This is a genomic window from Slackia exigua ATCC 700122, from assembly GCF_000162875.1.
Lineage (GTDB): Bacteria > Actinomycetota > Coriobacteriia > Coriobacteriales > Eggerthellaceae > Slackia > Slackia exigua.
Window position 1 is genome coordinate 227522 of record NZ_GG700630.1, and the last position, 22108, is coordinate 249629.

Consider the following 22108-nt stretch of genomic DNA (forward strand, 5'->3'; position numbering starts at 1 on the left):
CGATATGCGATTCGCTACGCGCCGGCTCCGGCCTTGCGCTGCTGTTTACGTTCCTCGAGGTAATTCATGCAGAGGCAGCAGACGGAGTCGCCAGAGATGTTCAGGGCGGTACGCATCATGTCGAGGATGCGATCGACGCCCGCGACCAACGCGATGCCTTCGACAGGCAACCCCACGGACTGCAAGACCATGGCAAGCATGATCATGCCGGAACCCGGAACGCCCGCAGTGCCGATGGAGGCGAGCACGGTCGTGAGAACGATGACGATCTGCTGCTGGATGGTCAAATCGATGCCGAAGACCTGCGCGATGAACATGGCGCAGACACCTTGGTAGATCGCCGTGCCGTCCATGTTGATCGTCGCGCCGAGGGGCAAAACGAAGCTGACCATTTCGTCAGAGGCACCCATCTTCTTCGTGCACTCCATGTTGACCGGCAGGGTGCCCACGGAGCTTGCGGAAGAGAACGCGAACAGGAGCGCCGGGGCGATGCCCTTGAAGAACTTCAGGGGACCCATCTTGGCGATGGCACGAAGCAGACCGGAGTAGACGACCACCAGATGAACGATCATGGCGACGTACCCGACGATGATGAGCCACAGCAGCGGAAGGAGAACATCGGGGCCGTTATTGGCGATGACCGGCGTGATGAGACCGAAGACGCCGAAAGGCGCGAACATGATGATGCCGTGCATGACCTTGATGCAGACCGCATTCATGCCGTTCACGAAATCGGCGACGATAGCCCCTTTCTTACCGGCGGCGATGATGCCGAAACCGAAGATCAAAGCGATGACGATGATCTGGAGCATCGTGGCGTCCGCCATAGGCTGCACGAAATTCGACGGGAAGATGTTCACGAGCGTATCGATGAACGAAGGGGCTTCCTTCGCCTCGTATTCAAGCTGCGTCGAAGCAAGGGTGTAGCCTCCGCCGACATGCATGACATTGGCGAAAAGAAGGCCGATGCACACCGCGAAGCCCGTGGTGAAAAGATAGAACACGATGGTCTTGCCACCGATGGCGCCGATACGCTTGATGTCCTTCAGGGAGATGACGCCTGCCATCATGGAGACGATGACGAGCGGAACGACGATCATCTTGATGAGGTTCAGGAAGATGGTGCCGATAGGCTTGATATACGTATCCGCAAATCCCGGATTGCCTTGCAGAAGGAGCCCGCACATCACGCCTAGCACGAGAGCGATGAAGATCCAGGTTGTCAGCGAGAGACGCTTATACCAAGGCTTCTTGCCGTTTTCCTTCGCAATATCCTTGATGTCCCTCTCGGCTTCGTCGAGAAGCTCGCGGACATCCGAGGTGCCTTTCTCAGACATGGTTCCCCTTTCCTTCAAAACAGAAACTTTCGATATGGTACAGGCAATGACGGGAAAGGGAATAGGTAAACGGCAGAATATATCCTATCGAGGGGCAATCGGCCGCATCAGAGCACGATGGCGAGGACCGTGACCGCGAATGCGACGGCGCAGAATGCATACGCCTTGGGAGAAAGCGGTTCCGGAAGACCCTTCCCCGCAAGCGACCCGTGCCTCATATCGCGCTTGATGTCTTCGAAGCCGAGCGCTTCGACCGCGACCTTCAGGTCGGAAAGGAATGAAGGCGCGACGGCAGGTTTTTCCGCAACGGGACGGCTCTGGGCGATCGAGTCGAAGGAGACGATGCGGGCCGTGCGATCGGATGCGCCCCCCTGCATCTTCAGGGCGGCGGTTCCTTCGATATAGGTGAAGATGTTCTCGCGTGTCATCTTGGCCTCCGATACGAATCGCGTTCTTGCATCGAACTTTTGTTCGTGTATAATATTAATCGAACAAAGGTTCATGTCAACAGATTTTTGATACAAATGTTCGTATCGGAAAGGACACCATGGATTCCTCGACGCAGACGCCCCACGAAAAGCTGACTAAAAAGCAGCAGGAGGTCTACGATTTCATCGTATCCTCCATGAAAGAGCATGGCATTGCGCCTACGATCAGGGATATCGCTCGCGGCCTCAAACTCTCCTCCCCTTCAACCGTGCACGTGCACCTCGCCAACCTCGAAACGAAGGGATATATCCATCGCGATCCCCTCAAGTCGCGATGCATGACCGTTCTCCATGAGGAGGATCTGATGCAGCCTGGTCAGCCGGCTTCCATCCATGAAACGGATTCCGGTTTCGGATCCGTCGGGACGGGCGGGTTCTCGAACATCGTCACGCTGCCCGTCGTGGGAAACGTGGCGGCAGGCCAACCCATTCTAGCGGAACAGAACATCACCGAAACCATTCCCCTGCCTACGGAGATCGTCGGGGACGGCAGTTCGTTCCTTTTGCAGGTGCGCGGCGAATCCATGATAGAGATCGGCATCAACGACGGAGACTTCGTGGTCGTGCAGGAGCAGCCCACGGCACGCAACGGAGATGTCGTGGTCGCCATCATCGACGACGGGGCGACGGTCAAGACCTACTACCGCGAACGCGATCATATCCGCCTGCAGCCCGAGAACTCGGCCATGGAACCCATCATCGTACGCGACGACGTATCCATCGCAGGCAAAGTCGTGGCGCTGTTCAGGCGAATGTAGCTCCCCAAACGAATGCGGCTCCCATCTACCTCGATGCGTCCGATTATGCCCGACCCGGTTTATGCAGCCGAGTCGAGCCTTCTCCGTTTCAATCGTCGTCTCGCACGATGAATGGCGCATATGCCTCAAGAAGCCCGGAGGGGATGCGCGCGACGACGGTCGTTCCGCGTTCGTCGTACGACTCTTCCAAAACGGTGCATTCGCTATGGACGCGCGATACCGCATCCCCGCGATCGAACGGCACGGACAAAACGACCGGAACCTCATATGCAGCGATGCGCTCGACGATCGCCGTTTTAAGCGCGTCCATCCCCTCTCCCGTCCGAGCGGAAACGAGGCACGCGTCCGGATGCTGACGAATGAGTTCGGCGCGTTCCTCGTCATCGAGCAGATCGACCTTGTTGCATACGACCATGCAGGGGATGTCCTGCGCTTCGATAAGCCCGAGCGTTTCCACGACCGCCTTCGCCTGAGCGTCGCGTCGGGGCGACGACGCGTCGACGACGTGGAGGATCAGATCGGCCTCTGAAATCTCGTCCAACGTGCTTCGGAACGCTTCGATCAGGTTCGTCGGAAGCTTCTGTATGAAGCCAACGGTGTCGGTTATGGTCGCGTCACGGCCTTCGGGAAGCGAGAGCCGCCTGGTCGTCGAGTCGAGCGTCGCGAAAAGCTTGTCGTAGCTCAGGACGTCCGCGCCGGTCAATGCATGTATCAGGCTTGACTTCCCTGCATTGGTGTAGCCGGCTTCCGCGATGCGGAACACGCCCGACAAGCGGCGCGAACGACGCTGCACGGCACGGACCGATGCGAGATGATCGAGCTCCCGGCGTATAGTCGTGATCCTCTTTCGAACCAGACGCCGATCGACTTCGAGCTGGCTTTCGCCCTCGCCGAAGCGTGATCCGACGCCGCCGCCCATGCGATTGCTCGCCAGATGCGTCCACATGCCTCTCAGGCGAGGAAGCAGGTACTGGTTCTGCGCAAGGCGCACCTGCAAACGACCCTCCTTCGATGTCGCATGCAGGGCGAAAATATCGAGGATAAGGGCGGTTCGATCGATGACCTTCACGTTTCGCGGCATGATCTTCTCAAGATTGCCCTGCTGGGCAGGCGTGAGCTCTTCGTCGAAGATGACGACATCGACGGCATGCGCAAGGCAGAGCGACGCGATTTCCTCCGCCTTCCCCGATCCGACGAAGGTGCGCGGGTTCGGCGATACGAGCCGTTGGGACGTCGTCGCGACAACGGAGGCACCCGCCGTTTCGCTCAGGCGCTCAAGCTCGGACAGAGTCGATGCGAGCCGCATCGCCGCATCGGGATCGCCTTTGCGCTCTATGCCTACGAGAACGGCGCGCTCCGCCTGTTCCATAGAAGCAGCCTGGTCGCTTATGCCGAAACTCATGGTCTCACCTCTCCTTCGCCTGCAAAGAAGTGCAGCGCCTCTTCCAGGATTCGCTCGAAATCGGCATCGGTCGCATCGACGACGTGTGCGCGCGCGTCGCGCCTCCACCAAGAACGCTGTCGTTTCGCGTAGCGTCGCGACGCCGTCTTGATGGCCTCTCTCGCTTCGGCGAGCGTGCAGTCTCCATCGAAGGCGGCCGCTACCTCTTTATACCCTATGGCGCCTCTCGCCGTGCAAGCCTCGCGGAAGCCGCGCTCGCAGAGCCCGCGCACCTCTTCGACGAGACCGGCCTCGAACATCGCATCGACGCGCGCGTCGATGCGATCGTGCAGCACGTCGGCATCGACATGCAGATAGACGATGCGCGCATCAACGACCTGAGGGATGTTCGAAAGCCTGCGCGCTCGTTCGGCATATGACGCTCCGTCGATTTCGAGCATCTCAAGCGCCCTGATCGCACGCTTCACGTTATGGGGATGGATGACGTCCGCGCTCGCGGGATCGCGCTGACGCAAAACCTCCCATACGGTTTCGGCGCCTTGGGCGTCGGCAAGCGCGGCGTAGCGCTCGCGCACGGGATTGCCCGACTGCTCTCCCGGAGCGAAGTCGTAGCCGTCGATCGCAGCGCGAACGTAAAACCCGGTGCCGCCCGCGAGGATGGGAGTCTTTCCCCGTGCAGAGATATTCGCGAAGCACGCGCGCGCATAGTCCTGGAAGAGCGCCGCCGAATACGGCATGCCGGGATCGAGGATATCGAGCCCGAAATGCGGGACGCGACGCTCGTCCGCGGGAATCTTCGCAGTGCCGATATCCATACCTCGATAGATCTGCATGGAATCCGCCGAGACGATTTCGCCGTCCACATGTTCGGCGATACGCATGGCAAGCTCGGACTTCCCCGAAGCCGTAGGTCCGACGACCGTCAGGACCATGCGTGAATCCGTCGGCGACGGCATGCGATCACCTTTCGACGAGCGTTCCGGAAAGATACCAGGTCTTCGCCTCGTCGATATGGACAAGGCACGTGCGGCCGACGAACGCGGACGCATCCATGCCGGCAGGCAGCGGAGCATGCACAGTCACGTTGTGCGGGGAGTGCCCGACCAGCATGCTCGGATCGCGCCTGGAAGGACCTTCGAAGAGCACATCGAGGTCACGGCCGAGAAAGCGCCGGTTCTGCTCGAGGGCCTTGCGCTGCACAAGCTCGACCAGGCGATCGAAACGTCTTTGGATGACGTCGCGAGGCGTATCGTCGAACATATCGGCTGCAGGCGTGCCTTCGCGGCGCGAATAGATGAATGTGAACACCTGCGAATACCCGACCGATTCGATGAGATCGTACGTGGCTTGGAAGTCCTCTTCGGTCTCGCCCGGAAACCCGACGATGACATCGGTCGACAGGGCGATGTCCGGGCACGATGCCCGCAGCTTACGTACAAGACCGAGGTAATGGGCGGAATCATAGGTGCGGTTCATGTCTTCGAGAATGCGGTCTGATCCCGATTGCACCGGCAGATGGAGCGCCGGCATCAGATTGTCGAGCTCGCCGAATGCAGCGATGACCTCGTCGGTCAGATCTTTCGGATGGGAGGTCGCGAACCGCAGCCGCTCGACGCCCGTCGCGGCAACGGCCTTCAGCACATCGGCGAAGCGCGGAGAACCGTACAGGTCGCGGCCGTACGAATTCACGTTCTGCCCCAGCAGCGTGATCTCCTTGACGCCTTCGGCGACATAGGCCTCCGCATTCATAACGACATCCTCGATCGCGCGCGAGCGTTCGCGGCCGCGCACGTAGGGAACGATGCAGAAGGTGCAGAAATTGTCGCATCCCACGGTTATGGGAAGCCATGCCGACCACGGCTTCTCCCGGTCGGAAGGAAGGTCCGTCGAAAAGGAATCGGAATCCTGCTCGATCTCGACGAAATGCCCGCCTTGAGATAAAACGCCCGTGATCAGATACGGAAGGCGCTCGATGTTCTGAGTGCCGAAAACGACGTCCACGTTGTCGAGCGTCTCGGTCAAAGCGATGCCGTCGCGCTGGCCGATGCAGCCGCCGATGCAGACGATCCTCTTGTCAAGCGCGCTCCCCTCGGGAAGAGGGACGCCCTTGATGGTGGATACCTGTCCCATGAGGCGGATATCGGCGCGCTCACGCACGCAGCACGTCATGAAGATGACGATCTCCGACTCTTCGAGTGTCGATACGGGCACGCAGCCGCATGATTCGAGCAGACCGGCGATGCGCTCCGAATCGTGTTCGTTCATCTGGCATCCGTAGGTGAAGGTATAGAAGGTCTTGTTGGTGAGAATATCGTTCATCGTCATCCTGAGGAAAGGTCTTTCGATCCACGCAGCTCAACGACGGCATGCATCAGTGCACGTCGTTGCTTTGGGAAATATAACGGGGCATGATGTCGAAGCGGATGGCCGTACGATATTCGCCGTCGATGACTATATCGGCGAACGAAGGAACGCATGAAAGCTCGATGCCGACCGGCGAAAGGAATCCGCGTGAAATCGCGATGGCCTTCACGGCCTGATTGACGGCGCCTGCGCCGACGGACTGGATTTCGACGGGAACGCCGTCTTTGACCATGCCGGCAATGGCACCGGCGACAGACGCCGGAGAAGACTTCGAAGACACTTTCAAGCAACCGGAGGCCGGTTTGGGCAAGGGATCCACGGGCATGCGATTCTCTCTAGTTCGTTTATGATTCGTTTGGCCGGTCAAAGGACCGCTTCGATGCATTCGGTGATTCTACCCGATGAGAAGCTTGAAACGCAATGCGCTGAAAGCGCTATCGTTCGGCGAAAGGAATGAACACATGGATGCCGTCCCGCGCCACGCGCGTTTCGAGCCCCGCATCGGGGTCAAGATAATAGCGCTCGGCCAGATCGGCATACGCCCCTTTGACGGAAGCGCTGAACGAATCCAGATCGGCGGAATCGATGCGGATCGCGACGCGCCGCCTTTTCACCGGCGCCGCATGCGTCGAATCCCCCTCGCGAACGCGTTCGAGCATGCCGAGAAGCGGATCGAGAGGCGAAACCCCATCGCTCATGATGCGGTAGGCGCTTCGCAAGGAAAGATCGAACCCGAGAGACGCGGCCCTGTCGCGCAATTCATCGGCATTGCGCGCCGCGGACAGGAGACGAACCGGAGCATCCATGGACGCAAAAGGCCGTTCGCATTCGTCCTCCCTGCGCATGAGGGCCTTCCCATAGGCGCGCATCGTGGCGGCGATGGAAACGATGCTGCCGAAATACACCGTCGTATCGCGCCGGCATCCCAACGCGAATTCCGCGGCGATGCGCACGATGCTGTGCGGCGAACTCGAAAGCGCCCAATGCCCGTCCGCAGCCTTCACAAGACAGGGAAGCGTGCTTTGGTCGGATCGTTCGGAAAGCGTGGATGGATCGATATCCACGCGAACGGCCGTTCCTTGGGAAGGCACCGACTGCATCACGCGCGCGGATGACACGTTTTGGGAAATCGAATAGAGGGCCATGCCTCTTCCGTGCACGCCCCAATCATCGAAACGGAGGGCATCGAGCTTCGATGTCACGCGAGGCTCGAATACGGCATCCCACATGCGTTCGGGAATGCCGGCCCCGTCGTCGACGATGACCATCGTCCGGCGGTTCTTGGACAGGGAGGTCGCGAAGAAGATCGTACGAGCGCCCGCATCGCGCGCATTGCGCAGCAGTTCGATCGCAACGTCTTCGGCTGAACGGATGTCCTGCTTGGCCTGACGTTTCTGCGCCTCTGTGATCCGGAGGCGCACGAAGCCGTCCCCGAGGTCGGATTCGACCCGGAGACGGCTTTCGGACGAGGCATCCAGGAAATCCCCCATGTCCTTCATGTCGAAGGAATAGCCCATGATGCCTGGCTATTTCGCGTAATCGACCGCGCGGCTTTCGCGGATGACAACGACCTTGACCTGGCCGGGATACTGCATCTCGTCTTCGATCTGCTTGGCGATGTCATGCGCGAGCACGACGGAAGCGGCTTCGTTGACCTCTTCGGGAACGACCATGACGCGGATTTCGCGACCCGCCTGCATGGCGTAGGTGCGTTCCACGCCCTTGTGGGAATTCGCGATCTCCTCGAACTTCTCGAGACGCTTCACGTAGCTCTCGAGGCTTTCCTTGCGCGCGCCAGGACGCGCGGCCGAAACCGCATCGGCAGCCTGAACGAGCACATCGAGCACGGTGTTCGGCTCGATGTCGGCATGATGCGCTTCGATCGCGTGAACGATTTCGGGACGCTCGCCGAATCGACGTGCGAGATCTGCACCGATGACGGCATGCGGGCCTTCGACCTCATGGTCGACGGCCTTGCCAAGATCGTGCAGAAGGCCCGCGCGCTTCGCCGGCGTGGAATCCAAGCCGAGCTCGGAAGCCATGACGCCGCAAAGGTAGGCGACCTCGAGCGAATGGTTGAGGACGTTCTGGCCGAACGAGGTGCGATACCGCAGGCGGCCGAGCGTCCGCACGAGCTCGGGATGCAAATCATGAATGCCGCAGTCGAAGGTCGCCTGCTCGCCGGCCTCTTGGACCTCTTGATTCACGAGCTTCTCGGCCTTCGCGTACATCTCTTCGATGCGCGCCGGATGTATGCGGCCGTCAGCGATGAGGTTCTCCATCGTGACGCGTCCGATTTCCCTCCGGACCGGATCGAAGCAGGATATGGTGATGCACTCGGGCGTGTCGTCGATGATCAAATTGACGCCGGTGATCTGTTCGAACGAACGGATATTGCGACCTTCGCGGCCGATGATGCGGCCCTTCAGATCGTCGGAAGGAATATGGATCGTTTTGACCGTGGTCTCGGAAGAGTGGTCGGCGGCGACGCGCTGGATCGCAAGGCTCAGGATCTCGCGGGCCTTCTTGTCCGCTTCCATGCGCGTGCGCTGCTCGGATTCGCGGATGATGGCGGCGCTTTCGTGCGTCACCTCGTCTTTGAGCGTATCCAGAAGCTCTGCTTTCGCCTCGTCGGGCGACATGCCTGCGACCTGTTCGAGCCTTTGGCTGATTTCCTCGCGCGCCGCGACGACGTCGCGCTCGCGCCGTTCGATCTGCCCCTGGAGAGACGAGAGCTGATGTTCGCGCGCATCGAGCGATTCGACGCGGCGATCGAGCGATTCCTCGCGTTGGTTCACGCGGCCTTCCGCCGCGCGCACCTCGCGCAAACGCTCCTTGCTTTCAGCCTCGGCCTCCTGCTTCATCTTCAAAACCTCGTCCTTGGCCTCCACGACTGCTTCGCGACGAAGCGTATCGGCCTGGCGCTGCGCGTCGTCGACGACGCGGCGGGCTTCCTCGGCCGCCTTCTTCGTAGAGGAGTTTGCCACGAAACGGGTGATGATGAAACCGGCAGCGACGCCAACGACCAGCCCGAGCACGAGCCAAAATGCCAGTGAAGCCGACATCGGTTTCCCCTTTCTCAAGCGGATGAACACAACCTGTCTCCCATGCATGCGCGATGCACGGGAAGCATGAGCGTCAGACCGCCTGTCGAAAGAGGATATTCGAAATGTAATATCGTTACAGCATCGAACGAGCGATGCGAGCACTCATAGCTTTTCCATGATACACCGTCGGCGTGCGCTATGCTTCGTCCATCCTGGAAAAATATGCATCGTTTTCAGCATAGCGGCATGCAGCCGACCGCGCGGCGGAGGGAGCGAACCCCTTCCGGACAAGACGGCGGTACGCCGTCGCGCGCACGTCCCTGGAACGACGCGGAGGACGCGCGACAAGCGATGCATAGGCCCGATCGGCTTCCGATTCGCCTCCGAAGAAATCATCCGGCCAACCGGGAACATCCGAAAGGGCGATACCGGATTCCTCGAGTTCGCGCTCGATACGCATGCGGCCCTTCGACTGCGCGACGCGCATCCGGATGAACGACCCCGCATACCGCGCGTCATCCAAAAGACCGCATGCCTGCGCCCGTTCGATGGCGGACGCGCGCGTATCGGCATCGAATCCTTTATCGGCAAGCTTGCGATCCATATCCGCCGCGCAGCGATCGCGTGCGGCAAGGAAACGCAGAACGGCGGAAAACGCTTTCGACTCTTCCTCGGAAGGATCTCGCGTCACCGGCTCGCGCGCGACGCCGAGGAATTCATCGCCTCCGACATACGGCACAATGCTTCGTCCCCCTTCTATTCCGCAGACGCGTCCGCGGTTGCGCCGACGAGCGGGATATCGAAGAAGTCACGAACCTTCGCTTCGATTTCATCGCGAAGATCGGGATTGGTGCGCAGGAGCTCCTTCGCCGCTTCCCTGCCCTGGCCGAGACGTTCTTCGCCATAGGTGTACCACGCGCCGCTCTTGCGCACGACGCCCGCATCGACACCCATGTCGACGATGCAGCCTTCGCGCGAGATGCCGGTTCCGTACATAAGATCGAACTCGGCTTGGTGGAAAGGTGGAGCGACCTTGTTTTTCACGACCTTGGCGCGCACGCGGTTTCCGACGGGTTCGTTGTTCCTGTTCTTAAGCGTCTCGATGCGACGTATGTCGATGCGCACGCTGGCGAAGAACTTCAGCGCGCGACCGCCCGTCGTCGTCTCGGGATTGCCGAACGACACGCCGATCTTCTCGCGCAGCTGATTGATGAAGATGCACGTCGTATTGGATTTCGAGAGCGAGCCTGCGAGCTTGCGAAGCGCCTGCGACATAAGGCGGGCCTGGGCTCCGACGGTCACGTCGCCGATTTCGCCTTCGATTTCCGCGCGGGGAACCAACGCCGCGACGCTGTCGATGACGATGGCCGAGATGGCGTTGCTGCGCACGAGCATGTCGCAGATCTCAAGGGCCTGTTCGCCGTAATCGGGTTGGGAGATAAGGACTTCGTCGATATCCACCCCGAGACGCGCGGCATAGGTCGGATCCAAGGCGTGCTCGGCGTCTATGAATGCAACGATACCGCCTGCTGCCTGGGCTTCTGCAATTATCTGAAGAGCCAGCGTGGTCTTGCCGCTTGATTCGGGGCCGTAGATTTCGATGATGCGGCCGCGGGGGACGCCGCCGATGCCGAGCGCGGCATCGAGCGCGAGCGCGCCGGTCGGGATGACGCCGACCTCGAGATCGCTGCTCCCCTCGCCCAGCTTCATGATCGATCCCTTGCCGAACTTCTTTTCGATCTGATCGGTCGTGAGCTTGAGGGAATCGGGTTTGTCGTACGTCTTCGGCTCTTGCGTTCGCGCCATGGATTCTCCTACCTTGCCTTGTCATTGGAAGAACGAGTGCATTATTACGAACATATGTTCTTATGTCAAGGGCTGCGGCACGCGCTTCCGCATGCATGAGGCCGCCAACCCGAGACACGCCTATTGAAGCAGATGGAACCTGCCGACGCATTGCTGCGAACTCCATCGCCTCTGCGCCCGATCCTGCCCGAGACGCGATCCTTTCCTTCTCGATTTCCCCGAAGGATCCATCGAAAACCTTGCCCGCTTCCGATCGAGCGGTCGATCGCCGGCTGCGTTGCGGCATACGAACGAAGCGCGTCCTGGCCTTCGAGCGTTCAGCGCTGCGTCAGGGAGGCCAGGAGCATGCCCAACGCGGCATCCACGGCAGCGCGACGCACGTCTTCGCGGTCGCCGTCGAAGCGATGCAGCGCGGCATGCGTTCCCGCAACGCTTGCCACGCCGATCCAAACGGTGCCGACCGGCTTGCCGGGAACCGCCCCGCCCGGCCCCGCGATGCCGGTGACCGAGACTGCGACGTCGACGCCCAGGGCCGCACGCACGCCGTCTGCCATCTGGCAGGCCGTCTCTTCGCTGACCGCGCCCTTCGTCTCAAGCGTTTCGGGCGAAACGCCCAGGCGGGCCGTCTTCACATCGTTGGAGTAGCTGACGACCGAACCCCATACGACCTCGGACGATCCGGCCACGGACGTCAACGCCGCCGAGATCAGCCCTCCCGTGCAGCTTTCCGCCGTGCCGATGCGCATGCCGGCCGCCTTCGCGGCTTCGATGACCCGCTCAGGCAGCGTTTCGCCGTCTCCTCGCATGTCGGTCGCAACGTTTTCGTCCGCGCCCCGATCCTTCGGACGAAACCCGATCAGATGGCGCGCCTTGGAAAGATAATCGACCATCGAGACGACCGTCAGCATGAGCGCGACGGCCATGACGGCCCAGGCGAGCACATTGACGGCAAGCGCGAACGAAGAACCCATGCCCGCGATGGGCGCGCTGCCCTTCACGACGAATAAAACGATGGCGACCATCTGGAAGACGGTCTTGAACTTGCCGAGATACGATGCGGCGATGACCTCGCCCTTGCTCGCAGCGACCATGCGCACGCCGGATACGATGAACTCGCGCGCCACGATGACGAGCACGATCCAGCTCGGAAGAGAACCGAGCTCTATCAAGACCAGCAGCGCCGCCATGACGAGGATCTTATCGGCCAGAGGATCGAGGAACTTGCCGAAATCGGTGACTTCGTTACGCTTGCGCGCCAGGTATCCGTCGAGCCAGTCCGTAGAGGATATGAGGATGAAGATCGCGGCGGCGACCCAGCTCTGCCAATCCGCGGAACCGAAACCGACCCATTCGGTCCAAGGACTGAGGATGGCGACCACGAAGACGGGGACGAGCAGGATGCGGACGATGGTGATGACGTTCGAGGGCGTCTTGATGTTCTCGTTGGCATGCGTCGCGTCAACCATGGACGATCTCACCTTCCATCTCGTATGCGAGCGTATCGACGATACGCGCCTTGACGACATCTCCCGCCGTACCGCCGTCGAGATAGACGACGCCGTCGACTTCGGGGGCTTGGCACATCGCGCGGCCATAGACCCGGCCGTCTTCCTCTCTTCCGAGCACGACGACGTCCATCACGTCGCCGATGCGCGAAGATACACGGGAGAAGGCGAGCGCATCGCACAGATCGCGGACCTCTTGGGCGCGCGCGAGCTTCGTTTCCTCATCGATCTGGCCCTCCATGCGCGCCGCACGGGTTCCGTCCTCGCGTGAATAGGGAAAGACTCCGACGTAGTCGAGATCAGCCTGTTCGAGAAAATCGAGAAGCTTGGAGAAATCCTCGTCGGTCTCGCCGGGAAACCCTGCGATGACCGTCGTGCGCATCGCGATGCCCTCGATGCGCTCTCGCGCATGGGCGAACAGATCGAGGAAGCGGCGCGCGTCGCCCGAACGTCGCATGGACACGAGCACGCGTTCGGAGGCATGCTGCACGGGAATATCCAGGTACCGGCAGACGTTAGGCCGCGAGGCCATCACGTCGAGCAGCTCGTCGGTGACCCCTTCGGGTTCGAGATACATGACGCGGAACCAAGTGTCGGCGAATTCGGATGCCAGAGCATCGATCAGCCACGCCAACGTGCGATCGCCCTCAAGGTCGCATCCCCATCTCCCGGTATCCTGCGCGATGAGCGTGATCTCGCGCACGCCGTACGAGATCTGCCGCGCCACGGCTTCGCGAATGCGTTCGTACGTGAAGCTGCGATAGCGCCCGCGAATGTAGGGAATGGAGCAGAACGAGCAGAAATGATCGCATCCATCGCCGATCTTGACGTATGCGGCCGCATTGCCGTCGAACAGGTGCGCCCCGAGCGCCGCGTCCGGTTCGGGCTGAGGCCCGAACAGGGATTCGAGCACGTCGGCGATGTCGCTTTCGCCCGCGCACGGAACGAATGCGCTCGCCTCCTCGAGCTCGGTCTCGAGGTCGGCGCCGAAACGGGAGGGCAGGCACCCCGACACGATGAGTTTGGCATCGCCGCGCGCGACGTTGTCGAGCGCGGCGGCCTCGAGAATGGCATCGATGCTTTCCTCGATGGCCGTCTGGATGAACGAGCAGGTGTTCACGACGACGGCGGAGGCCTGCCCGGGATCGTCGACGACGCCGAATCCGGCCGAGACCACCGCGCGCTTCATGTCGGCGGTGTCGACCTCGTTCTTCGCGCAGCCAAGCGTCAGAAACGACACGCCGAGGCGTTCGGACGCATCCGATACCTTGGTTGCGACATCGATGTTCGACACGTGCGACCCCTTATCGGTAGTTCGTGAACTGAATGGGCTGGTCGTACGACTTGCCTTTCAGATATGCGATGACATCCTGCAGCGCATCCTTCGATGAAGAGGTCACGCGAAGCTTGTCACCCTCGATGGCGACCTTGGCCTTGATCTTGGAGTCGCGGATGTCCTTGCTGATCGTGCGCGCGAATTCCTTGTCTATGCCGTCGACGATATCGCCGAAGACGCGAACGCTCTGGCCGGCGGCCGGCTGGGGCGTACCCCACGCGACGGCCCCCAGATCGACGCCGCGCTTGACCAGCTTGCTGGATATGACATCGATGACCTGCTTGGAAACGAAATCGCTCGGAGCACTGACCGTGAGGCGCTTGGCCTGCTTGTCGAGCTCGACCTCGGCGCCGGACCCTTTGAGGTCGTAGCGTTGGGACAGCTCGCGTCGGGCCTGCTGGAAGGCATTGTCCACTTCCTGCATGTCAACGCTCGAGACGACGTCGAAATTGAATTCCTTGGCCATGGGATCGCTTCCTTTCCGTGCAAAAGGCGGCTCCCGAAGAGCCGCCCGTCGTGCGTGCGAATCTGACCGTACAGTATGCGCCGAGACCGCCTTCGCCGCGCGCATCGCGCGGGCATTTCTGCCGAATCGGCAAAACCCTTCTTAGGCTGCGCCCTTTCCGGCACCGGACGTCGAGGCATCGGCGGAAGACGCGGACGCATTCGATCCGCCGTGCGCTTCGTTCCATGCCGCGAGCACATCGGCGAACTTGAACGTGACCGTATACACGCCGCTCGCGTTTTCCTCGAAGCTCACCTTCTTGCCGTCCTGCGTCAGCGTGATCGCATCGGGGTTCGTCGTGGTGAACTGAAGCACGGAATCCACATCGTAGGTCGACGAATACGGTCCGGTCAGGGTTTGCGCCAACGTGGGCGCGCCTCCGTCGGAAAGCGTGGTGCCCTCGTAGACTTCGACGTAGGCCGTCTGCCCGTCGGCGACGGAGAACTCGATCGTGGTCTTGGTGGGAGCGGCCTCGGCCGGAGCCGAGGGCTTCGTCGCGGCATCGGAGCTCGACGCCGTGGACGCGGATGACGAATCCGAGGAATCGGACGAGGAAGCGGCCTCGGGCAGGCCGGTGATGTTCATCGTGGTCTGCTGTTCGGGCTGAGCAGGCGCGCCGAGCGAACGCACGACGACGGCGACGAGGACGATGAGCAGGAGAATCGCGACGCCCGCAACGATGAACGGCAGACGATCGCGCCACCCGTCGAGAAAACCCCCTGCCGAAGACGAGGCGCCGGCGTAGATGCCGTCCATTCGGCCGGACGATGCACGCACGGAACGGCGCTCGCGCACGGGAGCCATGGCGCGCGTGCTTCCCGCATCCTGGACGGAACGGGCCTGCCAGCGAGACAGCCCGTCGCCGTAGCCGTTGTACGAACCGACGTGCACCGATCCGATGCGCCGCGTGGAATCGGCGGATCCGAACGAGGCGCCGCGCAGGGGATCCTCCGCAAGCGCGTCACGCGACGAACCGACATGGGCGCGCGAGGCATAGGCGCCCGCTCCGGACGATCCGTAGCCTGCGCCGCCATATGCGCGGCCGCCCGCCTCGTCGTAGCTCGGGAAGAGCTCGTCGAAGGCGCCGTTGCGATGAGAGACACGCGACGGACCGACGCCCACGGTATCGGCCTCGGCGCGCCGCTCGCGACGCGTGCGCCCCGAATCCATGTTGATACCGGACGGACGGATGCTCGAACGAGCCGATTCGAGCTGGAATTCGTGCTGGGCGTCGAGATACATCTTCACGATCTCGGTCGGGTTCAATCCGAGGTAGCGCGCGTATGCGTTAATCATGTTGCGGGAATAGCCGCGCGGCGGCATGCTCGCCAGATCGGAGTCCTCGATGCACTCGAGGATATCGGGGCGGATGCGGATGCGACGCGCGACGGAGACCAGATCCTCCCCCGCGCTCTCGCGCGCATCGCGCAGGATCGCGCCGAATCGAAGGTTGTCAGCCACGTGGGACCACTCCTTTAAAACCCGTACGAATCGTTAGCGTCATGTTCTTCGAATGCCTTCAAGGATTCAAGCTCGAGCTCGTCGACGAGCACTTCGCGCGGCTTGCTGCCGTTCGGAGGACCGACGACGCCTTTTTCCTCGAGCATGTCCATTATACGGCCCGCGCGCGAATAGCCCACGCTCAGGCGGCGTTGGATATTGGACGTGGATCCCATGCCGCTCGAGACCACGATGTCCGCGGCCTCCCAGATAAGAGGATCGACGGACGTCGATGTTCCGCCCGATCCATCCGGTGCCGACTGCCCGATGCCGATGAGGTTCGTCTTGAGGATCTCGTTATGGTATTCGGGCTCGCCCTGGGCCTTGAGGAATTCGACGACCGTTTCTATCTCCTCGTTCGAGACATAGCAGCCCTGGAGCCTGACCGGCTTGGGATATTCCGGCTTGCCGTACAGCATGTCGCCATGCCCTATCAGATTCTCTGCGCCGGTCTCGTCCAGGATCACGCGGCTGTCGATGCCCGACGCGACCGTGAGCGCCATGCGATTCGTGATATTCGCCTTGATGAGACCCGTGACGACATTCGCGGAGGGACGCTGGGTCGCGATGATCATATGGATGCCGGCGGCGCGCGCGAGCTGGGCCAGACGGCTGATCGACATCTCGACTTCCTTGCCGACGTTCATCATGAGGTCGGCGAGCTCGTCGATCACGATCACGATGTATGGCATGATCTTGGACGGGTCGTCCTGATCGTCGCCGAACGTATCCCGCGCGTCTTCGTCGAGCGTGCCGTTCCTGATCTTCTCGTTGTACTGTCCGATGTTGCGCACCCCCGCCTTGGAGAGCACCTTCAGACGGCGCTCCATTTCGGCAACGGCCCAGGCAAGGGCGCTGGAGGCTTCCTTGCATTCGTTCACGACCGGCACATAGAGATGCGGAATGCCGTCGTACGGCGTGAATTCGACGCGCTTGGGATCGACCATGATGAAGCGGACTTCGTCGGGCGTCGCACGCATCAGGATCGACATGATCATGGCGTTGATGGCGACGGACTTGCCCGAACCCGTCGTGCCGGCGATGAGGATATGCGGCATGGCGGCGAGGTCGGACAGGATCGCATGGCCTTCGACGTCTTTTCCGATGACGACCGTGAGCGGCCCGCCCTTCGCGAATTTAAGGACGTCGCCGAGCAGCACGTCCTGACGAACCCGATTCGGCACCTCGATGCCGACATAGGTGGTTCCAGGGATGGGCGCGAAGATGCGCACGCCCGACGAAGCAAGGGACAGCGCGATATCGTCCACGAGGTTCGTGACCTTGCTCACGCGCACGCCGTTAGGCAACGACACCTTGAACAGCGTCACCGTCGGACCCGCGATCCAGTCGACGACCTCGGCGAAGACGCCGAAGTCTTCGAGCGTTCCCTGCAGATCGACCGCCGTCTGGCGAAGCGAGGCCTCGTCGGCCTTCGTCGCGCGCGTCGTGCGGCGGATGAGACCCGAACCGGGAAGGACGAAATCGCCGCGCTTCTCCCCCGAGGAAGATCTCGTCGCAGCGGCCTTCGGCTTGCGCCGCTTCGACGAAGAGGCGCGCTTCGCCTCTGGTTCTGCGGACAGCCGCGTCGTCGGAACGTCGCCCGGCCCCTGTTCGGACGGTTCGGCCGGCGCATGGGACAGGCGGCGCGTCATGCCGGACGCCTGCGCGCGCGCCTCGGAGCGCGTCGGGGCGACGAATTCGCCGAACGAGGCGGCATCGGCTGCGCCGTCCTCGTCGAACGGGATGTCGAAGGCATGCGTCGGAGACGCCGAGGGAGCGGGCCGATCGGCATCGGATGCCGAACCCATGCCGTCGTCGAAGGAGTATTCCCCCGGCCAGTACTCATCGACCGATCGAGCCTGTCCATCGAATCCTTCGCGCGCACGCTCGCGAATCGTCATCGTGGCGCGGCGGGGCCGGGACAGATCGCGCGGCACGCGACCTGCGGGTTCGAGACGAGACGTTGCGCAAGCCGCGATGCCGGGCCCTTCCGCCGCGACGCGCGTGGGTGCAAGGAATTCACCCGGCGTTCCCGTCCCTGCCTTCGACGTTTCGGCATCGGCGGCATGCCCGCGCGAGCACGCGGCGGCAGCACGCGACGATTCCGTCCCGCGATGTCGGGCGCCGTCGGATATGGCCGAGGTCTCGGCGCGGGCGAGAAGCTCGTCGACCGAGCGATCCTCGATCGGAGCGTCCGCTCCCATGGGAACCCCCGCGACCGGCGGCGTCGCGAAGAGCGAAAGGTCGGCCTCCTCGTCTTCGCGGCGGCGCCGTGCGCGGTCGGCGGCGGCATCGCGGACCTTATCGACGACGTCGGATATGGAAAACCCGATGACGACGGCGCCGGCTATGAGAACGCCCGCGAGGAAGATGGCGCCCACCGCGCGCCCGAAGAGCTTGAGCAGCGCCCAGGCGATGCCGGCGCCGACATAGCCCCCGCGTGCGGACAGCTCGGCGGCGGAGAACATCGCCGCGCTCGCATCGCCTTGAGGCGTGAAAAGCGCGAGCAGGGAGAGCAGCGCGACGATCATGAGCGAAAGCCCCGCGCCGACGCGCAGCGCGAAATAGCGCTTGTCCGTGCGGATGAACAGGCATGCGCAGATCGCGCCGAGCAGGAACGGCAGCAGGAACGATCCGAAGCCCAGAACGAGGCGGATGGAATCGTTGAGGAACGACGTGACGATGCCCGAAGGAGGCAGGATCATGGTCAGGAGGAGCGCGATCGCGCACACCGCGAGCACCACGCCCGCGATATCGCGCTTCGTGCGCGCGTCGAGGATGACCGGCGCCTCATCGCGCTCGGAGGTCTGCGCCTTGCGGTCGGCGGAGGACTGCCGGGCCTTCTTCAGAGGCACGCGTTTCTCATCGCCCGACGAGGGCTTCTTCTGAGCCGAAGCCTTTCCTTTGGCGGTCGTCTTGGGGGCCTGTGCCACGAAACGCTCCTTGGTGACGGTTGACGGACGGCCGAAGCGCGCATCGCCCCGACGCGCATCGGCGAAGCGTCCCGCCCGCATGGCCGGGCAGGACGCGGGTAAACGCAAAGGGCCTTACGGCTCGATGATGGACGCGATGACCATCGGACGCTGCTTGGTGCGTTCCCACAGCAAAGAAAGCAGCGCATCCTTCAGAAGCTTTTCCAGATCGCGTCCGCGCTTGCCGCGCTCGAGGCCGCGACGCAGCGATCCCTCGACGCACGAGACGGCCTCGGCGCGCAGGCGAGACACGTCGCCGCCGGTGATGCCGCGCATCTCGACGCGGACGTCGCCGAGGACCTTGCGGCCCTTCGGATCGACGGCGCAGGCGATGGATGCCAGGCCGGACTCGGAAAGCGTCGTGCGCTCGTCGAGGACGTCGCGCGTCGTGTCGCCGACCGACAGCCCGTCGACGAACACGATGCCGCTCTCGACGGGCTCGCCGCGACGGACGCCGTTGGTCGTGAGCGTCAACGTGTCGCCGTTTTCGCAGATGAAGATATTACGAGGATCGACGCCGACCGCCTCGCCCAGACGGGCGTGCGCACGCAGGTGGGCGGCTTCGCCATGGACGGGCATGAATGCCCTGGGCTTCACGATGGAGAGCACGATCTTGAGCTCCTCGGCGCCTGCATGTCCCGAAACGTGCACGAGGGCGCGCGACTTGTCGTACACGTCGCAGCCGATCTTGGCGAGCGAGTTCGTGACGCGCGTGACGGCTTTCTCGTTGCCGGGCACGGGCGTGGCGGAGATGATGACGGTATCGCCGCGGTCGATGTCGATCGTGCGATGCTCGCCGTTCGCGATGCGCGCGAGCGCCGAGAGCGGCTCGCCTTGGCTGCCGGTGCACATGATGACCACGCGCTCGGGCGGCAGATCCTTGAGGTCGTAGGCGTCGAGCAGGTTGTCGTCGGCGATATGAAGATAGCCGAGGCGGCGCGCGATATCGGTGTTCTGGATCATGGAGCGGCCGGTCACGACGACCTTGCGGCCGTTGGCGACGGCGGCGTCGGCGATTTGCTGAAGGCGATGGATGTGGCTCGCGAAGCTCGCGATGATCACGCGCCCGGTGGCGTTCGCCATGATGGAACGCAGCGCCTTGCCCACCTCGGCCTCGGAAGGCGTGAAGGATGACTTCATCGAATTCGTGGAGTCGGATAGCAGCAGATCGACGCCGATCTCGCTGAAGCGCGCGAGCGCGGCGAAATCGGTGTGGACGCCGTCGATCGGCGTCTGGTCGAGCTTGAAATCGCCCGTATGCATGACGTTGCCGGCGGGCGTCTGCATGAAGACGCCGACCGCGCCGGGAATGGAGTGGTTCACGGCGAAGAAATCGATCAGGAAGCTGCCGAGCTTCATCTCGTCGCCGGCATGGATCTCGCACAGGCGCGCCTTCACGCGATGCTCGGCGAACTTCCCTTCGATCAGGCCGAGCGTGAGCTTCGTCGCATAGATCGGCACTTTGCGGGAAAGGTCCTTCATAAGATACGGCAGCGAACCCGTATGGTCTTCGTGCCCATGCGTGATGATGATGCCGCGCAGCTTGTCCTCATGCTCGAGGACGTAGGTGTAATCGGGAAGGATGAGGTCGATGCCCGGATGGTTGTCGTCGGGAAACATCAGGCCCGCATCGACGAGGATCATGTCGTCGCCGCACACGAAGGCCGTCATGTTCTTGCCGATGCCGTCGAGCCCGCCGAGCGGGATGATGTCGAGCCTGGCGGAAGAATCCTTCTTGACGCCGCCGGCGCGGCCGGCATTGCGCGTGCGCGCCTTTTCGAACGGCATCTCGGCGGCCTGGGCGCCGCGCGTGATATGCGGACGCTTCGCATCGATGGTCACGTGCTTGCTGGCCTGCGTGCGGCGGCGCCGCTCGCGCGATGCGCCGGACCCCTTCTGCGAGGACGGTTCCTGGGATTGGGCCTCCCGGCCCTTCGGTTCATTGCTCAAACGAGTTCTCCTTTGCTCGATGCGCATGCCCGGTCGCATGCGCGTCCTTCAAACCGCGGCCGTCTTCAGGCCTGCGGAAGCGTTCGATCATGAGGCGCCGATGAGGCGGCGCATCGCGTTTAACTGCATAATTTTAGTCGATACCGCATCTGCGGACAAACGGTCCGAACGAAAGCCCAGACGATACGCACAGGCGGCGTGGGCGCTACAGTTTTCGGGCGATGTCCTCGAGCCTGCGCACGCGATGATACACCGCCGATTTCGAAAGCGGCGGGCTGGCCTTCTCCCCCAGCTCCTTGAGCGAGGCGTTCGGATTATGAAGACGCAGGTACACGAATTCCTGAAGGCCCGGCGAGAGCGACGAGACCTTGCCGCTCTCCACGATCTTGCGGATGCTCACGATCTGATCGACCGCCGACGCGGCGCTTTTCGCCTGGTTCGCGATCTCCGCATTGATCTTGCGGTTGATATCGTTGCGCACGCTCTTGCGCACGCGCTCGCTTTCCATGGAAAGCGCGCCTTGATGCGCGCCCGTGAACGCAAGGAACGCCAAGATGGACGGGCCGCTTTTCATGTAAACGATGAACGAGTTGCGGCGTTTGAGGACATGCGCGTTCATCGAATGGCGGTTCATGAGAGCGACGAGCTCGCCGGCAAGCGTTTCGTTCTCGACCGTGATCTCGAAGTGGAAATCGCCGCGTGGATCGGCGATGAACCCGCGGCCGAGGAAGGCGCCGCGCACGTATGCGGCGCTGCAGCAGGTCTTCTCGACGAGGTGCGGCGCGATGCCGCTCTCAAGGCCCGCATCGCCTAGAACGCCCAGATCGACGAGCGCATCGTCGAGCCCCGGCTGCGGCGGCACCGTGATGAGGAAATTGGGCGTGTCGTGCAGGACGCTGCGGCGCGCCGTGAGCTCGGTCTTGAAATCGTACATGCCGTGAAGCGACCGGATGACGAAGCGGGCGACGGGACCGACCTCCGTCGATATCTCCAGGCCGCGCCTTCCCTTTCCCATGATGAGCAGGGTGCCCTCGATGCGCACGAGCGCGGCGAGCGTCGCGCGGGCGCAATGGCTGCAGGAGGGTTCGACGCGCGCGAGCTCGTCTTTGACATCCGACGTGAACGACATGGCCGAACG

Annotated in this window: 18 protein-coding genes; 1 reads left to right on the forward strand and 17 read right to left on the reverse strand. The window is 62.4% G+C overall.

Going from position 1 to position 22108, the window contains the following annotated elements; genetic code table 11:
* Positions 1-14 precede the first annotated feature (14 nt).
* Both HMPREF0762_RS01005 and HMPREF0762_RS01010 read right to left on the reverse strand, forming a co-directional pair.
* Positions 15-1337, reverse strand: coding sequence for a dicarboxylate/amino acid:cation symporter (locus tag HMPREF0762_RS01005; protein ID WP_006361476.1), 1323 nt, complete (start codon positions 1335-1337; stop codon positions 15-17).
* Positions 1338-1444: 107 nt separating this feature from the next.
* On the reverse strand, positions 1445-1765 hold the full coding sequence (locus tag HMPREF0762_RS01010) for a hypothetical protein (RefSeq protein ID WP_040618751.1): 321 nt from the start codon (positions 1763-1765) through the stop codon (positions 1445-1447).
* A 119-nt stretch (positions 1766-1884) separates the two neighbouring features.
* Between HMPREF0762_RS01010 and lexA the strand changes: the two genes are divergently transcribed.
* The gene (gene lexA / locus HMPREF0762_RS01015; RefSeq protein WP_006361479.1) at positions 1885-2583 is read left to right on the forward strand and encodes a transcriptional repressor LexA; all 699 of its coding nucleotides are present in this window, start codon (positions 1885-1887) and stop codon (positions 2581-2583) included.
* Between the two features lie 88 nt (positions 2584-2671).
* On the opposite strand, the gene hflX is transcribed toward lexA, so the two are convergent.
* From hflX to whiA, 15 genes are all read right to left on the reverse strand, one after another.
* Entirely contained in the window at positions 2672-3985 is a 1314-nt protein-coding gene (hflX, locus tag HMPREF0762_RS01020) for a GTPase HflX (protein ID WP_006361480.1), read from the reverse strand.
* On the reverse strand, positions 3982-4941 hold the full coding sequence (miaA, locus tag HMPREF0762_RS01025) for a tRNA (adenosine(37)-N6)-dimethylallyltransferase MiaA (protein WP_040618753.1): 960 nt from the start codon (positions 4939-4941) through the stop codon (positions 3982-3984). Before miaA ends, hflX begins: the two co-directional genes overlap by 4 nt.
* Positions 4942-4945: 4 nt before the next feature.
* Complete coding sequence (gene miaB, locus HMPREF0762_RS01030; RefSeq protein ID WP_006361482.1) at positions 4946-6310, reverse strand: tRNA (N6-isopentenyl adenosine(37)-C2)-methylthiotransferase MiaB; 1365 nt, start codon at positions 6308-6310, stop codon at positions 4946-4948.
* A gap of 46 nt (positions 6311-6356) precedes the next feature.
* Positions 6357-6674, reverse strand: coding sequence for a stage V sporulation protein S (locus HMPREF0762_RS01035; protein ID WP_009078583.1), 318 nt, complete (start codon positions 6672-6674; stop codon positions 6357-6359).
* Positions 6675-6783: 109 nt separating this feature from the next.
* Positions 6784-7866: an ATP-binding protein gene (locus HMPREF0762_RS01040; protein WP_006361484.1), complete on the reverse strand. Its 1083-nt coding sequence runs from the start codon at positions 7864-7866 to the stop codon at positions 6784-6786.
* Between the two features lie 9 nt (positions 7867-7875).
* Positions 7876-9414, reverse strand: coding sequence for a ribonuclease Y (gene rny, locus HMPREF0762_RS01045; protein ID WP_009078296.1), 1539 nt, complete (start codon positions 9412-9414; stop codon positions 7876-7878).
* Positions 9415-9592: 178 nt separating this feature from the next.
* Positions 9593-10135: a regulatory protein RecX gene (locus tag HMPREF0762_RS01050; RefSeq protein WP_006361486.1), complete on the reverse strand. Its 543-nt coding sequence runs from the start codon at positions 10133-10135 to the stop codon at positions 9593-9595.
* A 17-nt stretch (positions 10136-10152) separates the two neighbouring features.
* Complete coding sequence (gene recA / locus HMPREF0762_RS01055; protein ID WP_006361487.1) at positions 10153-11202, reverse strand: recombinase RecA; 1050 nt, start codon at positions 11200-11202, stop codon at positions 10153-10155.
* A gap of 317 nt (positions 11203-11519) precedes the next feature.
* The gene (gene pgsA, locus HMPREF0762_RS01060; RefSeq protein WP_006361488.1) at positions 11520-12668 is read right to left on the reverse strand and encodes a CDP-diacylglycerol--glycerol-3-phosphate 3-phosphatidyltransferase; all 1149 of its coding nucleotides are present in this window, start codon (positions 12666-12668) and stop codon (positions 11520-11522) included.
* Positions 12661-14001 carry a 30S ribosomal protein S12 methylthiotransferase RimO gene (gene rimO, locus HMPREF0762_RS01065; protein WP_006361489.1) on the reverse strand — a complete coding sequence of 447 codons (1341 nt, stop codon included), beginning with the start codon at positions 13999-14001 and terminating at the stop codon, positions 12661-12663. Before rimO ends, pgsA begins: the two co-directional genes overlap by 8 nt.
* Positions 14002-14011: 10 nt before the next feature.
* Entirely contained in the window at positions 14012-14509 is a 498-nt protein-coding gene (locus HMPREF0762_RS01070; RefSeq protein ID WP_006361490.1) for a YajQ family cyclic di-GMP-binding protein, read from the reverse strand.
* A 141-nt stretch (positions 14510-14650) separates the two neighbouring features.
* Complete coding sequence (locus HMPREF0762_RS01075) at positions 14651-16009, reverse strand: helix-turn-helix domain-containing protein (protein ID WP_006361492.1); 1359 nt, start codon at positions 16007-16009, stop codon at positions 14651-14653.
* Between the two features lie 14 nt (positions 16010-16023).
* Positions 16024-19062, reverse strand: a complete 3039-nt coding sequence (locus HMPREF0762_RS01080; RefSeq protein ID WP_006361493.1) for an FtsK/SpoIIIE family DNA translocase — start codon at positions 19060-19062, stop codon at positions 16024-16026.
* Positions 19063-19095: 33 nt separating this feature from the next.
* Positions 19096-20997, reverse strand: coding sequence for an RNase J family beta-CASP ribonuclease (locus tag HMPREF0762_RS01085; protein ID WP_006361494.1), 1902 nt, complete (start codon positions 20995-20997; stop codon positions 19096-19098).
* 178 nt (positions 20998-21175) lie between these two features.
* A complete protein-coding gene (gene whiA / locus HMPREF0762_RS01090; RefSeq protein ID WP_006361495.1) occupies positions 21176-22099 on the reverse strand; it encodes a DNA-binding protein WhiA in 924 nt (307 codons plus the stop codon).
* Positions 22100-22108: the final 9 nt, after the last annotated feature.